The organism is Pseudoalteromonas sp. SW0106-04 (genome assembly GCF_001293805.1).
Taxonomy (GTDB): domain Bacteria; phylum Pseudomonadota; class Gammaproteobacteria; order Enterobacterales; family Alteromonadaceae; genus Pseudoalteromonas; species Pseudoalteromonas ruthenica.
Map to the genome: position 1 here is coordinate 22,056 of NZ_BCAI01000010.1, position 14,655 is coordinate 36,710.

Here is a 14,655-nt window from a genome sequence, read left to right on the forward strand (position 1 = left end):
TTTTTAAACAGAGCCTGTGGAAAACTTCAATTAATCACCGATCTTTTTAAGATCGCTCGCCGATCTGAGCACAATTTTTTCGCTCCCTTACTCCCATAGCACTGTTATTTTCATTGACTTTGGCCAAGACTATCTATAGAATTCCGCGCTCGCTAAGGCACCGCTTATTGTCCGGTGTAAATCACTTGGCTTTGTGCAGTGTCTGCGTCTGTGTGAGGATCGCGACCCACACAGTTAATTTAAACCTTAACCGATCGGATGGAATTGTTATGAAAAGAACTTTTCAACCTAGCGTACTTAAGCGCAAGCGTACTCACGGTTTCCGTGCTCGCATGGCGTCAGCAAATGGCCGTAAAGTACTAGCACGTCGCCGTGCTAAAGGCCGCAAAGTACTTTCTGCTTAATTAGTGGAAGACTTTCGCTTTGGCAGGGAGTTACGACTGTTAACTCCCTCGCATTATTCCCGCATTTTTAACGAGCCCGCTCGGGCAGCAACCGCTCTATTCACATTACTAGCTAAACCAAACAACTTAGATAATCCTCGCATTGGTTTAACCGTAGCAAAAAAAAATGTGAAGCAAGCCAACCAACGCAACCGCATTAAGCGTATCGCCCGTGAGAGTTTTCGTCTCAATCAACATCAGTTAGATAACATTGATATTGTGCTTATGGTTAAGCGCGGTATTGATGAGCGTTCTAATACCGAAATTCGTGCTGAGCTTGATAAGTTATGGCGAAAAATCAATGAGCGTTGTAAACCAGGATACAAGCCACCACCCAGACGTCATGGCAAAAAGCGTCCTAATGGGCAGCAAAAGCGCCAGCAATCATAGAATTTAGCGTCTTTTTCAGGTATCTTTAGCTCACCTTTTAATCGACACTCACTGAGTATTCACAATCACTCTGCTCAGTACTGAGGCTTACCTATGATCGCCCATATTTTGGCTATACCAAAACACAGCCTCATTATTGTAATTAGAGGTTATCAAAAGTGGATAAGCCCCCTACTTGGGCCCAGTTGTCGCTTTAATCCGAGCTGCTCTTCGTATGCTCTGCAAGCTATAAAAATGCACGGAGCAATAAAAGGCAGTTGGTTGGCAACGAAACGAATAGTAAAATGCCATCCTTTACATGCTGGTGGGGATGACCCCGTACCTAGCAAACGTAACCATCATTAATCTAAACGACGAGAAATAAGAGCTGTTATGGAATCGCAACGCACGTTTTTAATAATCGGCCTGTTGTTGGTGTCGTTTTTATTATTCCAAGAATGGAATAATGACTACAACCAACCGCAGCAGCCTAGTGCCCAAACGCAACAAAAGACGCAAAGCCAGCAGGCCGGTCAGTCAGATGTACCGCAATCAGACGTTGATAATTCCCTTACTGCCACTGCTGTGGACCGTAAAATTATCGAAGTGACTACCGATGTATTTGCCGTAAAAATTGATACCTTGGGCGGTGACATCATCGAAACTAAGTTGCTTGAGCACGCTGAAACCCATGGCAGCGATACTCCTTACCTATTATTGGGGGAGTTTGATGGCAATCAGTACTTCTCACAAAGTGGCTTAATTGGTTTAAATGGTCCTGATGCGCAGGCCGAACGCCCAGTGTATGACTCTGAGAAGCTACAATATACGCTCAATGGCGATACCTTAACGGTGCCGCTGACTTTCGTTGATGAGCAAGGCGTTCGCTTTACTAAAACTTACACCTTTAAACAGGGTCAGTACGATGTAGCGATGGACTACAACGTAGAAAATACCACCGCAGCGCCACTGCAAGTGCAGTTGTTTGCACAAGTTAAGCGTACAGTGCAAGAAAAAGGCAGTTTAATTGATCAAAGCTACCTTGGTGGTGCTTACGGTACAGACGAGATAAATTATGAAAAATACTCGTTCTCTGATATTGAAGACAAACAATTAAATAAAACCACGCAAGGCGGCTATATCGCTTTTCTTCAGCACTACTTTGTCAGTGCCTGGGTACCAAACCAAGAGCAACAAAACACCGTCTATATGCGCCTTATCACGCCTTCAGTTGCGCAAATTGGTGTAAAATCAGAGCCAATTACAGTGGCAGCCAATAGCACCGCAGACATCAGCGCCACTTACTATATGGGCCCTAAAGACACTGATGCCCTTGAAGCCATTCACCCTAACCTTGATTTGGCTGTTGACTATGGCTGGCTATGGTTTATTTCACAACCATTGCTCACCCTACTTAAGTTCCTTTACAGCTTCTTAGGTAACTGGGGTCTGGCTATTATCGCCATCACTATTGTGGTGAAGTCATTACTCTTCCCATTAACGAAAGCGCAGTACACCTCCATGGCGAAGATGCGTGCCCTGCAACCGAAAATGCAAGCACTGAAAGAGCGCTACGGTGATGACCGCCAGAAGTTCGGTCAGGCCATGATGGAAATGTACAAGAAGGAAAAAGTAAACCCGATGGGTGGCTGTTTCCCGCTGTTACTACAAATGCCTATCTTCTTGGCGCTGTTCTATGTATTCCTAGAATCGCCAGAACTACGTCATGCTGAGTTCGGCCTATGGCTAACTGACCTGTCATCAAAAGACCCTTACTACGTACTGCCTATCTTGTTCGGTGCGAGTATGTTCTTGATGCAGAAACTACAGCCAATGACGGTTACCGACCCGATGCAACAAAAGATGATGACCTGGATGCCAGTAATCTTCTCGGTTTTCTTCTTATGGTTCCCATCAGGTCTGGTTCTATACTGGCTCGTGTCTAACCTTATCTCCATTGCGCAAATGCTGATTATTTATCGCGGTATGGAGAAAAAAGGCATGAAAGTACGCGGTTAACAACCCGCTATTGAAGCTAAAAAAAGCGGCCTAAGAGCCGCTTTTTTATTGTTTATAACAACATTAGGTTACAATACATCCATTCAGGCTTTATCGAGTAATTCTATGCTTTCACAAGATACAATCGTTGCTCAAGCCACCGCGCCAGGTCGTGGTGGTGTGGGTATTATTCGTGTTTCTGGCAGCCATGCAAAGCTGGTCGCAGAGCGCATTTTAGGACGCTGCCCACGTACCCGCTACGCCGAATACCTGCCTTTTAATGACCTGCAGCAACAACAATTAGACCAGGGCATAGCGCTGTTCTTTCAAGGCCCACATTCTTTCACCGGCGAAGACGTGCTAGAACTACAAGGCCATGGCGGCCCTGTGATTCTCGACATGTTGTTAAAAGAGATTAGCCAACTTGAGGGCGTACGCTTGGCCAAGCCCGGTGAATTCTCGGAGCGGGCTTTTCTCAACGATAAGCTTGATTTAACCCAAGCCGAAGCCATTGCCGATTTAATTAATGCAACCTCAGAACAAGCGGCTAAAAGTGCCCTGCACTCACTACAAGGCGAGTTTTCAAAACATATTGAAGAGCTGGTGGAGCAAGTTATTCACTTGCGCATGTATGTGGAAGCGGCCATTGACTTCCCTGATGAAGAAATCGATTTTCTTAGTGATGGTAAGGTTGGCAACGACTTGCAAGCTATTCTCGATAAGGTCGCGGCAGTAAGCAAACAAGCGAAGCAAGGCAGCATTATTCGTGATGGTATGCGCGTGGTCATTGCTGGTCGCCCTAATGCCGGTAAATCAAGCTTGCTTAACGCCCTTGCAGGGCGCGATGCCGCCATTGTCACCGATATCGCAGGCACCACTCGTGATGTATTAAAAGAGCATATCCATATCGATGGGATGCCTTTGCATATTATTGATACCGCAGGACTACGTGAAAGCCCAGATAAGGTCGAGCAAATAGGAATAGAACGCGCTTGGGAAGAAATCAACCAAGCCGATCGTGTGCTGTTTATGGTTGATGCCACGGAGACGAATGCCACCACTCCAGAGCAAATATGGCCAGAGTTTACCGCTAAGCTGCCCGCCAATATGGGCATTACCGTGATCAGGAATAAAGTCGATCTCAGTGGCGAGCAACCAGGATTTGATGACCACCCTACTCACCCGGTTATTCGCCTCAGCGCCAAACAAGCACAAGGCATTGACCATGTGCGAGAGCACCTTAAATCATGCATAGGTTTTGAGGGCACCCAAGAAGGCAGCTTTATGGCTCGCCGCCGTCATTTAGATGCATTAGAGCGGGCGCAGCAGCACTTGTATACGGGTCAAGAGCAACTTGAAGCCCATGTGGCCGGGGAAATCTTGGCAGAAGAGCTGCGTTTAACCCAGCAGTATTTAAGCGAGATCACCGGCGAATTCACCTCTGACGATCTACTCGGCAAGATCTTCAGCTCCTTTTGTATCGGTAAATAGATTAATAAAGTTTAGCGAGCCCACCTTTGTGTGGGCTTTTTTTCAGCTCCCGCTCAGTAACTCAACACTCCAAAATACACCTATCATCAGCAAAAAAAGCTTGGATCACCTCATAGTCAACGACTCAATCCTAAAATGACTGCTAGCTATCAGGGCAAAACGAACGAATAAGTGAGCTCGTCACCAGCTAATTTATTGGCAAAAAACAATGCTAACCTAGCGTTAAATAAGCTCTCACCGATGCTAAGTGCCTACAGCAACAGCATAGTGATTATGCATATTTGCGGCAAAATCGGCGCTATTTTGTGTGAATATTAGCTACCAGCGACTCGTAACTGAGCAGTTTTTATAGTGATTAATTAAGAACTGATATGCCTATCTGCACCAAAAAGTGTGATTAACAGTGAAAAGATCTGTCACACATAGCTAGTTTGGGTAGCAGTCATTCATGGGTTTTAACATTAACAAATCATTTGAGGCTGGAGGCTTGGCACATTAAGCGCATCAGATCCAAAAAAACGGGCACTCACAAAAGAAATGAAGCCAATAAATAGAAAATTTATAGAAGTATTGGATCTATTAAATGAGTTTTATAGATCCAAAAATACACCGAGATAATCTCTATTGATCATTATCCACAAGCAAAGCATACACACCCATGCAATTTTTCTTTATCAGTAGAAAATAGCATGAAATTACCCAGTTATGATGAACGGGTATGGCTTTTTAACCTAAGCTTATCGACTTTTTATCAACAGCTTTAAAAATTAAAAACTCTATATTTATCATAATTATATATTTATTTTAAACAGCTATTGATGTTCAGAACTACACACAGGGATTAAGATCAATTGAGCCTAACCACAGATCAGGTATCATGGGTGCAACAACATTTAGGCGTAGTAACAATGAGCCAGCTCGAAATTATTATTGGTAGTCAAATGGGCGGCACTGAATATGTGGCCGAACAGTTAAGTGACTTAATGGAAGATCAAGGCATAAGCTGTACTTTACATGAGCAACCTGATCTTAAGGATATGAAAATGGAGGCTGCATGGTTGATCTGCACATCAACCCATGGCGCTGGCGACTATCCTGATAATTTGCAGCCTTTTGTTGAAGATCTCAATGCCCTCACTAATCTCGACAATATTCGCTTTGCGATCATTGGTATAGGAGATTCTAGTTACGATACCTATAACTATGCGGCCAAAAACATCGAGCAGTTGTTGCTGTCAAAACAAGCTCAGCCACTCTTACCTCGCTTGGAGATAGATGTTCTTGGCGAAGATCTACCTGAAGATACGGCTGAACGGTGGTTACCAGAACTATTAAAACACTTGTAATAAAACGATCTTACTAAAAAGTTATACACATATTTATTGTTTTTTCGATCGGTATGTGGATAAAAGCTTGGTATCTTGCGATCTTAACCATGATTATACACTTGATAAGATCGAAGCGAATCTTGCCTGTGTATAAAAGGGCCTTTTGATCAGATGTTCTCCCCTACTAGATCCGATCATACTCACAATAACTTAGATCGCTTAATTTGTTGTTAATCATACGTTTTATAGGGTTATCAACAGAAAAGTAGGATCCTAGTAGTAAGATCAATAAAAGATCTCTTTAAAAGATCCTTTTATATATAAGATCTCTTTACCTTGAGTGAACATTATTTAACCATTTCCCTTAAGCTAATTTCTAGGTAGAATACGCCTCCTCTTAATATTTCACTGGTTGTAGGAAGCATTAAATGATTTTTCATGAGCACTTTGATGTCATTGTCGTTGGCGGCGGTCACGCTGGTACAGAAGCCGCTTTGGCCTCTGCACGAATGGGCATGAATACGCTATTGCTAACGCATAATATGGACACCTTAGGGCAAATGTCATGCAACCCTGCAATCGGTGGGATCGGCAAAGGCCATTTGGTGAAAGAGATCGATGCCCTTGGCGGTGCCATGGCAAAAGCGATCGACAAAGGCGGGATCCAATTTCGAACATTAAACTCATCGAAGGGCCCTGCTGTACGTGCAACTCGTGCCCAAGCTGATAGAGCGTTGTACAAAGCGGAAATACAAGCGATTCTGCAGCGCCAAGAAAACTTAAAGATCTTCCAGCAATCCTGTGATGATCTGATTGTAGAGGGTGACAAAGTTACAGGTGTTGTCACCCAGATGGGATTGAAGTTCAGTGCACCATCCGTGGTACTTACCGTAGGAACCTTTTTAGGTGGCCAAATCCATATTGGCTTAGAAAACTTTAAAGGTGGCCGCGCTGGTGATCCGCCTTCAATTGCGTTAGCACAGCGCTTACGTGAATTACCTTTTCGCGTTGATCGTCTGAAAACAGGCACGCCTCCACGAATTGATGCTCGCACCGTCGACTTCAGCAAAATGCAAACACAACCTGGTGATACGCCTACACCTGTGTTTTCGTTTATGGGTAAGGTGGAAGATCATCCGCAGCAGATCCCCTGTTATATCACCTACACAAACGACAAAACGCACGAGATTATCAATGAAAATCTGCACCGATCGCCTATGTATTCAGGCGTGATTGAGGGGATCGGTCCGCGTTACTGCCCATCGATTGAAGATAAAATAGTTCGTTTTGCCGATAAAGATAAACATCAGATCTTCGTTGAACCAGAAGGGTTAACCTCTTATGAGCTATACCCAAATGGTATTTCCACGAGTTTGCCATTTGACGTACAGATGCAAATAGTCAACAGCATCGCTGGATTTGAGCAAGCCCACATCTGTCGCCCTGGTTATGCCATTGAGTATGACTTTTTCGACCCTCGGGATCTTAAGCCGTCATTAGAAACGAAGTTTATTCAAGGGCTTTTCTTTGCTGGGCAAATAAACGGCACCACAGGTTATGAAGAAGCCGGAGCACAAGGGCTTATTGCTGGTATGAATGCCGCGTTGCAAGTACAAGGCAAAGAAGCTTGGACTCCACGCCGTGATGAAGCATACACAGGGGTATTAATTGATGACTTAGCCACGCTAGGTACCAAAGAGCCCTATCGCATGTTTACTTCACGTGCCGAATACCGATTACTACTTCGCGAAGATAATGCTGACTTGCGTCTCACCGAGAAAGGCCGAGAACTGGGCTTGGTCGATGACCAGCGTTGGGCTGCATTTAATGAAAAATTAGAAGTGATGGAACAAGAAACACAGCGTATTCGTTCCACCTGGATCCATAAAGATCACCCAGCACAGGAAGCAGTGAACGCGTTGTTAAAATCACCGATGACCCGTGAAGCCAGTTTAGAAGAGTTGATCCGTCGCCCTGAGATCAACTATCGCGATCTTACCGCTATCGAAGGTTTAGCGAGTGAGTCAGACAACCAGCAAGCACTCGAACAGGTAGCGATTCAAACAAAGTATGCTGGGTACATTGCTCGTCAACAAGACGAGATCGCAAAGCAGCTGCGCCATGAGCAAACTATTTTGCCTGCACAGTTTGATTACAGCCAAGTATCAGGCTTATCAAATGAGGTTGTTGCCAAGCTTAGCGAAGCTCGCCCGGACACCATTGGCCAAGCATCGCGTATTTCTGGTATTACTCCAGCGGCGATTTCGCTATTATTGGTGTATCTGAAAAAGCAGGGCATGTTACGCAAGTCAGCGTAACCACATAACACACCCATGTTAGAAAAAAAATTTACGCAGTTATTGGCCGCTGCCAATATCTCTCTAAACGAGCAACAAATTAATCAGTTGCTCGCTTACGTTGCTTTATTGAACAAGTGGAACAAAGCATACAATTTGACGTCTGTTCGCGACCCTAATGAGATGCTGGTAAAGCATATTATGGATAGTTTGGTGGTAGCTGAACATTTAGAGGGTAAACACTACATTGATGTTGGCACCGGCCCAGGCTTACCGGGTATGGTGTTAGCCATTGCCCTACCCGACACCGAATTTGTACTACTGGATAGCCTTGGCAAGCGTGTGACTTTTCTTAAGCAAGTAAAACATGAGCTTGGCCTAAAAAATGTAACCGCCGTACAGAGTCGAGTTGAAGATTATCAGCCAAGTGTTAAATTAGATGGAGTGCTTTCTCGTGCCTTTGCCTCTATTGATGATATGTTGCATTGGTGCGCACATTTAATTGATCAAGATGGACGTTTTATAGCTTTGAAAGGCCAATATCCTGAGCAGGAACTTGCCAACCTCCCTGCTGGATTTTCGTTTTCCCAGGACATTGAGTTATCAGTTCCAGAGCTTCAGGGCGAACGTCATCTTATAATTCTAAAAAAAGCTTAATTGGCAGAGGATCACCGTGGCTAAAGTCATTGCAATTGCAAACCAAAAAGGAGGCGTGGGTAAAACCACCACAGCCGTGAATTTGGCGGCCTCTATGGCTGCGACCAAGCGTAAAGTTTTACTTATCGATCTCGATCCTCAAGGCAATGCGACCATGGGTAGCGGCGTTGATAAGTACGATGATGTCGCCACTATTTATGACTTGCTCATTGAAGAGCAGCCTTTTGATGACGTTGTCATCCAGCAAACCTCGGGTGAATACCACTTAATCGCCGCTAATGGCGATGTGACTGCCGCTGAAGTTAAGCTTATGGAATTGTTCGCACGCGAAGTGCGCCTGCGTAACGCGTTGGAGAAAATTCTAGAGCAATATGATTATATCTTCATCGATTGCCCGCCCTCACTGAACATGCTGACCGTCAATGCCATGGCCGCCGCTGATTCGGTACTTGTGCCTATGCAGTGTGAGTACTATGCCCTTGAAGGAATTACAGCGCTGATGGGAACCATCGAGCAATTGGCGCAGTTAGTGAACCCGAAATTACAGATTGAAGGCATCTTGCGAACCATGTACGATCCGCGCAACCGCCTTGCCAATGATGTTTCTGAGCAATTGAAACAGCACTTTGGCGATAAGGTCTACCGAACCGTTATTCCGCGCAATGTTCGTCTCGCAGAAGCCCCTAGCTTTGGTGCGCCGGCCATGTATTATGACCGAGCCTCTGCAGGCGCCAAAGCCTACCTTGCCTTGGCCGGTGAAATACTGCGCAGAAAAGAAAAACAAACACCTGCAGTCGCCTAAACGTAGAGGTAAGCCAACCAATGTCTGCTAAAAAACGTGGATTAGGACGGGGTCTAGACGCCCTACTGACGTCATCTAAGCCAGCACCTGGCCCAGCGCCAAGCGCAGATGCATCTGTTGAAGAACACTCACAAGCGCAAGCGAACGCGCAAAGTGGTGAGTTGCAAAAGTTAGCGATCGAATTTTTACGTCCTGGAAAGTACCAGCCGCGAAAAGATATGTCAGAGGAAGCGTTAGAAGAACTTGCTTCCTCCATTCGTGCACAAGGTATTATTCAGCCCATCGTCGTGCGCCAAGTTGCACCTGACAGCTATGAAATCATCGCCGGTGAACGCCGTTGGCGCGCCGCCCAGTTAGCTAAACTTGATGTGGTGCCTTGCCTTATCAAGGCAGTTCCGGATGAAGCAGCAGTTGCTATTGCGTTGATTGAAAACATTCAACGTGAAGATTTAAATGCTATGGAAGAGGCCATCGCTTTAGGTCGACTGATTGATGAATTTGAGTTAACGCACCAGCAAGTGGCTGATGCCGTTGGCAAATCGCGCACCACTGTCACTAACTTATTACGACTCAATAACCTTAACGATGATGTTAAAATCATGTTAGAGCATGGCGATATTGAAATGGGTCATGCTCGGTGTTTATTAGCGTTAAGTGGCGAGTTGCAGTCTGAAGCGGCACGCACTGCCGTAGCTAAAGCGCTAACCGTGCGTGAAACCGAAAAACTCGTGCGTTCTATTCTAGAGCCCGTAGAAAAGCCGCAGAAGAAAGAAAAAGATCCAGATGTCATACAGTTAGAGCAAAAGCTCGAAGATAATCTCGGCGCTAAGGTAGAAATTAACTACAACCAAAAAGGAAAAGGTAAGTTGGTGATTTCTTACACAAACCTTGAGGAGTTAGACGGAATTCTTCACCGTATTGACCCACAGTTTAAAGATTAGTCGCTAAGGCGCTCTCACCCCTGTTTTACGGGGGTGAAATTCCCCCAAATCGCACTGACTCAAGTTGCAAATCAGCCAAAAACAAGTATAATTTCGCCAGTTTTCACACCCTAATAAAATTTAACGTTATTAAGGTTAATAAAAAGTGACGCAAAGGTTAGCAGGCCCGTATCGCCGCGCCGCATTTAAGGGCGTTCTTTTTCAGGGTGTCGTAGCAACAATCGCTGCAGTAATAGTTTTAGTAGGTTGGGGAGTAGAAGCCGGTCTCTCAGCATGGCTTGGAGGCTTGACTGTTGTACTCCCTAATTTTGTATTTGCCGCTTATGCATTTAGATATATGGGCGCAAGTAAATCAGAACAAGTCCTAAGCTCGTTGAAACGAGGAAAGGCGTTAAAGTTTTTGCTCACTGTGTGTATGTTCGTACTGGCTTTTAAACATTTTTTATTGCTTCCAGTACCCTTTTTCAGCGCTTATTTGCTGATATTTGCCACACAGTGGATAGCACCGATTTTTTTTAATCATTAACTTTTGGGATAAAACATGGCTGCAGAAGAAGTGACTCTATCGAGCCATATTCAGCACCACTTGACCAATGCAAAGATGTGCTCAACCGATGCCGGTATTGAGTTCAACAAAGCATGTGCGGACAGTGGCTTCTGGACATGGCATGTAGATACCCTCGCATGGTCAATCGGATTAGGTCTTATATTCTTATGGATCTTCCGTGGCGCCGCTAAAAAAGCACACACAGGTGTACCTGGTAAGTTTCAATGCTTCATTGAAATGATCGTTGAATACGTTGGCGACAACGTACGCGACACTTACCACGGTAAAAGTAAGTTAATTGCCCCCCTTGCCTTAACGATTTTCGTTTGGGTATTCCTAATGAACCTTATGGATTTGATCCCGGTTGATTTCCTTCCTGCATTTGCAGGCTGGGTGGGCGAAACAGCATTTGGTATGGACTCTCATGACGTATACATGAAAATCGTACCAACCACTGACTTGAACATGACTGCAGGTCTTGCCATTGGCGTATTCTTGCTAATGATTGGTTACTCAATTCGCATTAAAGGCATCGGTGGTTTCCTTGCTGAGTTAACGCTGCACCCGTTTAGCACTAAGAACAAGCTAGCAATGGTGTTTTTAATTCCATGTAACTTGCTGTTAGAGCTAATTTCATTGATTGCTAAGCCGTTTTCATTGGCACTGCGTTTGTTCGGTAACCTGTATGCAGGTGAGATGATCTTCATCCTTATCGGCGCTGTTGGTTTAATGCAACTACCGTTGCACTTTATTTGGGCTGCGTTCCACATCTTAGTAATCTGGCTGCAAGCATTCGTATTTATGATGCTAACAATCGTTTACCTAAGCATGGCAAGCTCAGATAATCACTAATTTTTTACACTTTTAAATTTTAACTTTAATTTACAATTGAAACTTTGGAGAAAAAAATGGAACTAGTAATAGGTCTTAAGTATATCGCTGTTGCTCTACTTATCGGCTTCGGTGCAATCGGTACTGCAGTTGGTTTCGGTAACATGGGTGGTAAATTCCTAGAAGCGTGTGCGCGTCAGCCTGAGCTTGCACCTTCACTACAGGTTAAAATGTTCATCCTTGCTGGTCTTATCGATGCCGTAGCTATGATCGGTGTTGGTATCTCTATGTACATGTTGTTCGCACTTTAATTCACTAGTAGCTCTTAGAACAACTGTCAATAAGGAGGAGCGGTCGTGAATATTAACGCCACTCTTATCGGTGAATTAATCGCATTTACGGTGTTCGTGCTGTTCTGTATGAAGTACGTATGGCCACCGCTAAATAGTGCGATTGAAGCTCGCCAAAAGAAAATTGAAGATGGTTTAGCTGCTTCTGATAAAGCTGAGAAAGACTTGGAACTGGCTCGTCAAAAAGCCACGGAACAGTTAAAAGAAGCGAAAGCTCAAGCTGCTGAAATCATCGAGCAAGCTAAAAAGCGTGCCTCGCTTATTGTTGACGAAGAGACAACTCGTGGTCAGCAAGAGCGTGAAAACATCATAGCTCAAGGTCACTCTGAGATTGAAGCAGAGCGTAACCGTGTGAAAGAAGATTTACGTAAGCAAGTTGCTACTCTAGCAGTAGTCGGTGCTGAGCGTATTCTTGAGCGCGAGATCGACCAAGCCGCACACAGCGACATCGTTGAAAAACTTGTCGCAGAGCTGTAACTAGGAGGGTATGAGCATGTCTGAATTGACTACCATCGCTCGCCCATACGCTAAAGCGGCTTTTGAGCTTGCCGTTGAGAAAAGCGCGGTTGCCCAATGGCATGAAATGCTGCACTTCGCTGGCCAAGTGGCCAGCGATGAGCAGGTTAATGCAGTCATTGGCAGCCTGCCGTCTGTGTCTGACCAAGCCGATGTAATCATCAAGGTTTGTGCTGACCAACTCAACGAACAGGGTCAAAATCTTATCAAGCTAATGGCCGAAAATGAACGTTTAGCCGCCCTGCCTGACGTTGCCGAACTATTTGCCGAGTTTAAGGCTGAGTTCGACAAAGAAATCGAAGTCACAGTGATTTCTGCAACGGAGCTTGCTGCAGCGCAGCAAGAGAAACTAGGCGCGGCACTCGAACAACGTTTCGCACGCAAAGTTAAGCTGAATTGTAGTGTTGATGCCTCCGTCGTTGGCGGGTTGGTAATTCGTGCCGGTGACACCGTAATCGACGGGTCTATACGCGGCCAAGTTGACCGCTTAGCGGCCACACTACAATCGTAATTGGGAAAAAGAGCATGCAACTTAATTCCACAGAAATTTCTGCGCTGATCAAGCAACGCATTGAGCAGTTTGAAGTTGTAAGTGAAGCACGTAACGAAGGTACTATCGTATCTGTTACTGACGGTATCATCCGCATCCACGGTCTAGCTGACTGTATGCAAGGTGAGATGATCGAGCTTCCTGGCAACCGTTATGCTATCGCATTGAACCTTGAGCGTGACTCAGTAGGTGCAGTAGTAATGGGTCCTTACGCTGACCTTAAAGAAGGCGTAAAAGTTAAATCAACAGGTCGTATTCTTGAAGTACCAGTCGGTAATGGTCTTCTAGGTCGTGTAGTAAACACCCTAGGTCAGCCTATCGATGGTAAAGGTGCACTGGATAGCGAAGGTTTCGAGCCAATCGAAAAAATCGCCCCAGGTGTAATCGACCGTCAATCAGTAGATGAGCCAGTTCAAACTGGTTATAAGTCTATCGATGCCATGATTCCAGTTGGTCGCGGCCAGCGTGAATTGGTTATCGGTGACCGTCAAACTGGTAAAACTGCATTAGCAATCGACGCTATCATCAACCAAAAAGACACAGGCATTAAGTGTGTGTACGTAGCGGTTGGTCAAAAAGCATCGACTATTGCTAACGTAGTACGTAAATTAGAAGAGCACGGTGCCCTAGAAAACACGATTGTTGTTGTAGCATCTGCTTCTGAATCTGCAGCCCTACAGTACCTAGCACCGTTTGCTGGTTGTACTATGGGTGAATTCTTCCGTGACCGTGGTGAAGACGCGCTTATCGTATACGATGACCTGTCTAAGCAAGCGGTAGCGTATCGTCAGATTTCACTTCTACTTAAGCGTCCGCCGGGCCGTGAAGCATACCCAGGTGACGTTTTCTACCTTCACTCACGTCTTCTAGAGCGTGCAGCACGTGTAAACGCTGACTACGTTGAGAAGTTCACCAATGGTGAAGTGAAAGGTCAAACAGGTTCATTGACGGCATTGCCAATCATTGAAACTCAAGGTGGTGACGTTTCTGCCTTCGTACCAACCAACGTGATTTCAATCACCGATGGTCAGATCTTCTTGGAAACTGACTTGTTTAACTCAGGTATTCGCCCTGCAGTTAACGCCGGTATTTCTGTATCGCGTGTAGGTGGTGCTGCGCAAACTAAGATCGTTAAGAAACTAGGTGGTGGTATCCGTCTAGCGCTTGCTCAGTATCGTGAACTTGCGGCGTTCTCGCAGTTCGCTTCTGACCTTGACGAAGCAACACGTGCTCAACTTGAGCATGGTGAGCGCGTAACCGAGCTAATGAAGCAGAAACAGTACACGCCAATGTCTGTTGCGGAAATGTCTCTATCACTTTTCGCTGCTGAAAAAGGCTTCCTTGCTGACATCGAAGTAAGCAAAATCATGGACTTCGAAGCAAGCCTAATCGGCTTCGCTAAAAGCGAGTACGCAGAGCTAATGGCGCAAATCAATGAAACTGGTAACTACAACGCCGAGATTGAAGCACAGTTGAAAGAACTTCTTGAGAAGTTCAAGTCAACGCAAACTTGGTAATTTAGTTATCTAAGGTGA

16 protein-coding genes are annotated in these 14,655 nt (G+C 45.2%); all 16 read left to right on the forward strand.

The window, feature by feature from the left end; translation table 11 throughout:
- Positions 1-269 precede the first annotated feature (269 nt).
- The 16 genes from rpmH (at position 270) to atpA (ending at position 14,637) form a co-directional block, all read left to right on the forward strand.
- On the forward strand, positions 270-404 hold the full coding sequence (rpmH, locus tag W04_RS12035; RefSeq protein WP_045980711.1) for a 50S ribosomal protein L34: 135 nt from the start codon (positions 270-272) through the stop codon (positions 402-404).
- A gap of 3 nt (positions 405-407) precedes the next feature.
- Positions 408-833 carry a ribonuclease P protein component gene (gene rnpA / locus W04_RS12040; protein WP_053911002.1) on the forward strand — a complete coding sequence of 142 codons (426 nt, stop codon included), beginning with the start codon at positions 408-410 and terminating at the stop codon, positions 831-833.
- A 93-nt stretch (positions 834-926) separates the two neighbouring features.
- Complete coding sequence (gene yidD / locus W04_RS18735) at positions 927-1,178, forward strand: membrane protein insertion efficiency factor YidD (RefSeq protein WP_082079318.1); 252 nt, start codon at positions 927-929, stop codon at positions 1,176-1,178.
- 27 nt (positions 1,179-1,205) lie between these two features.
- The gene (gene yidC / locus W04_RS12045; protein ID WP_053911003.1) at positions 1,206-2,831 is read left to right on the forward strand and encodes a membrane protein insertase YidC; all 1,626 of its coding nucleotides are present in this window, start codon (positions 1,206-1,208) and stop codon (positions 2,829-2,831) included.
- 105 nt (positions 2,832-2,936) lie between these two features.
- Positions 2,937-4,301 (forward strand): tRNA uridine-5-carboxymethylaminomethyl(34) synthesis GTPase MnmE, encoded by a 1,365-nt coding sequence (gene mnmE, locus W04_RS12050; protein WP_053911004.1) that lies wholly within the window; start codon positions 2,937-2,939, stop codon positions 4,299-4,301.
- Between the two features lie 908 nt (positions 4,302-5,209).
- The gene (gene mioC / locus W04_RS12055) at positions 5,210-5,647 is read left to right on the forward strand and encodes an FMN-binding protein MioC (protein ID WP_053911005.1); all 438 of its coding nucleotides are present in this window, start codon (positions 5,210-5,212) and stop codon (positions 5,645-5,647) included.
- 410 nt (positions 5,648-6,057) lie between these two features.
- Entirely contained in the window at positions 6,058-7,947 is a 1,890-nt protein-coding gene (gene mnmG / locus W04_RS12060) for a tRNA uridine-5-carboxymethylaminomethyl(34) synthesis enzyme MnmG (RefSeq protein WP_053911006.1), read from the forward strand.
- Positions 7,948-7,962: 15 nt separating this feature from the next.
- Positions 7,963-8,583 carry a 16S rRNA (guanine(527)-N(7))-methyltransferase RsmG gene (rsmG, locus tag W04_RS12065; RefSeq protein ID WP_053911007.1) on the forward strand — a complete coding sequence of 207 codons (621 nt, stop codon included), beginning with the start codon at positions 7,963-7,965 and terminating at the stop codon, positions 8,581-8,583.
- Positions 8,584-8,599: 16 nt separating this feature from the next.
- Positions 8,600-9,385: a ParA family protein gene (locus tag W04_RS12070; RefSeq protein ID WP_022944881.1), complete on the forward strand. Its 786-nt coding sequence runs from the start codon at positions 8,600-8,602 to the stop codon at positions 9,383-9,385.
- Positions 9,386-9,405: 20 nt separating this feature from the next.
- Entirely contained in the window at positions 9,406-10,326 is a 921-nt protein-coding gene (locus tag W04_RS12075; RefSeq protein WP_053911008.1) for a ParB/RepB/Spo0J family partition protein, read from the forward strand.
- Positions 10,327-10,471: 145 nt separating this feature from the next.
- A complete protein-coding gene (locus tag W04_RS12080) occupies positions 10,472-10,852 on the forward strand; it encodes an ATP synthase subunit I (protein WP_053911009.1) in 381 nt (126 codons plus the stop codon).
- Positions 10,853-10,867: 15 nt separating this feature from the next.
- Positions 10,868-11,725: a F0F1 ATP synthase subunit A gene (atpB, locus tag W04_RS12085; protein WP_053911010.1), complete on the forward strand. Its 858-nt coding sequence runs from the start codon at positions 10,868-10,870 to the stop codon at positions 11,723-11,725.
- A gap of 56 nt (positions 11,726-11,781) precedes the next feature.
- Positions 11,782-12,015, forward strand: a complete 234-nt coding sequence (atpE, locus tag W04_RS12090; protein ID WP_053911011.1) for a F0F1 ATP synthase subunit C — start codon at positions 11,782-11,784, stop codon at positions 12,013-12,015.
- Between the two features lie 45 nt (positions 12,016-12,060).
- On the forward strand, positions 12,061-12,531 hold the full coding sequence (gene atpF, locus W04_RS12095) for a F0F1 ATP synthase subunit B (RefSeq protein ID WP_022944886.1): 471 nt from the start codon (positions 12,061-12,063) through the stop codon (positions 12,529-12,531).
- Positions 12,532-12,547: 16 nt separating this feature from the next.
- On the forward strand, positions 12,548-13,081 hold the full coding sequence (gene atpH / locus W04_RS12100) for a F0F1 ATP synthase subunit delta (RefSeq protein ID WP_053911012.1): 534 nt from the start codon (positions 12,548-12,550) through the stop codon (positions 13,079-13,081).
- Between the two features lie 14 nt (positions 13,082-13,095).
- Positions 13,096-14,637: a F0F1 ATP synthase subunit alpha gene (gene atpA, locus W04_RS12105; RefSeq protein WP_022944888.1), complete on the forward strand. Its 1,542-nt coding sequence runs from the start codon at positions 13,096-13,098 to the stop codon at positions 14,635-14,637.
- Positions 14,638-14,655: the final 18 nt, after the last annotated feature.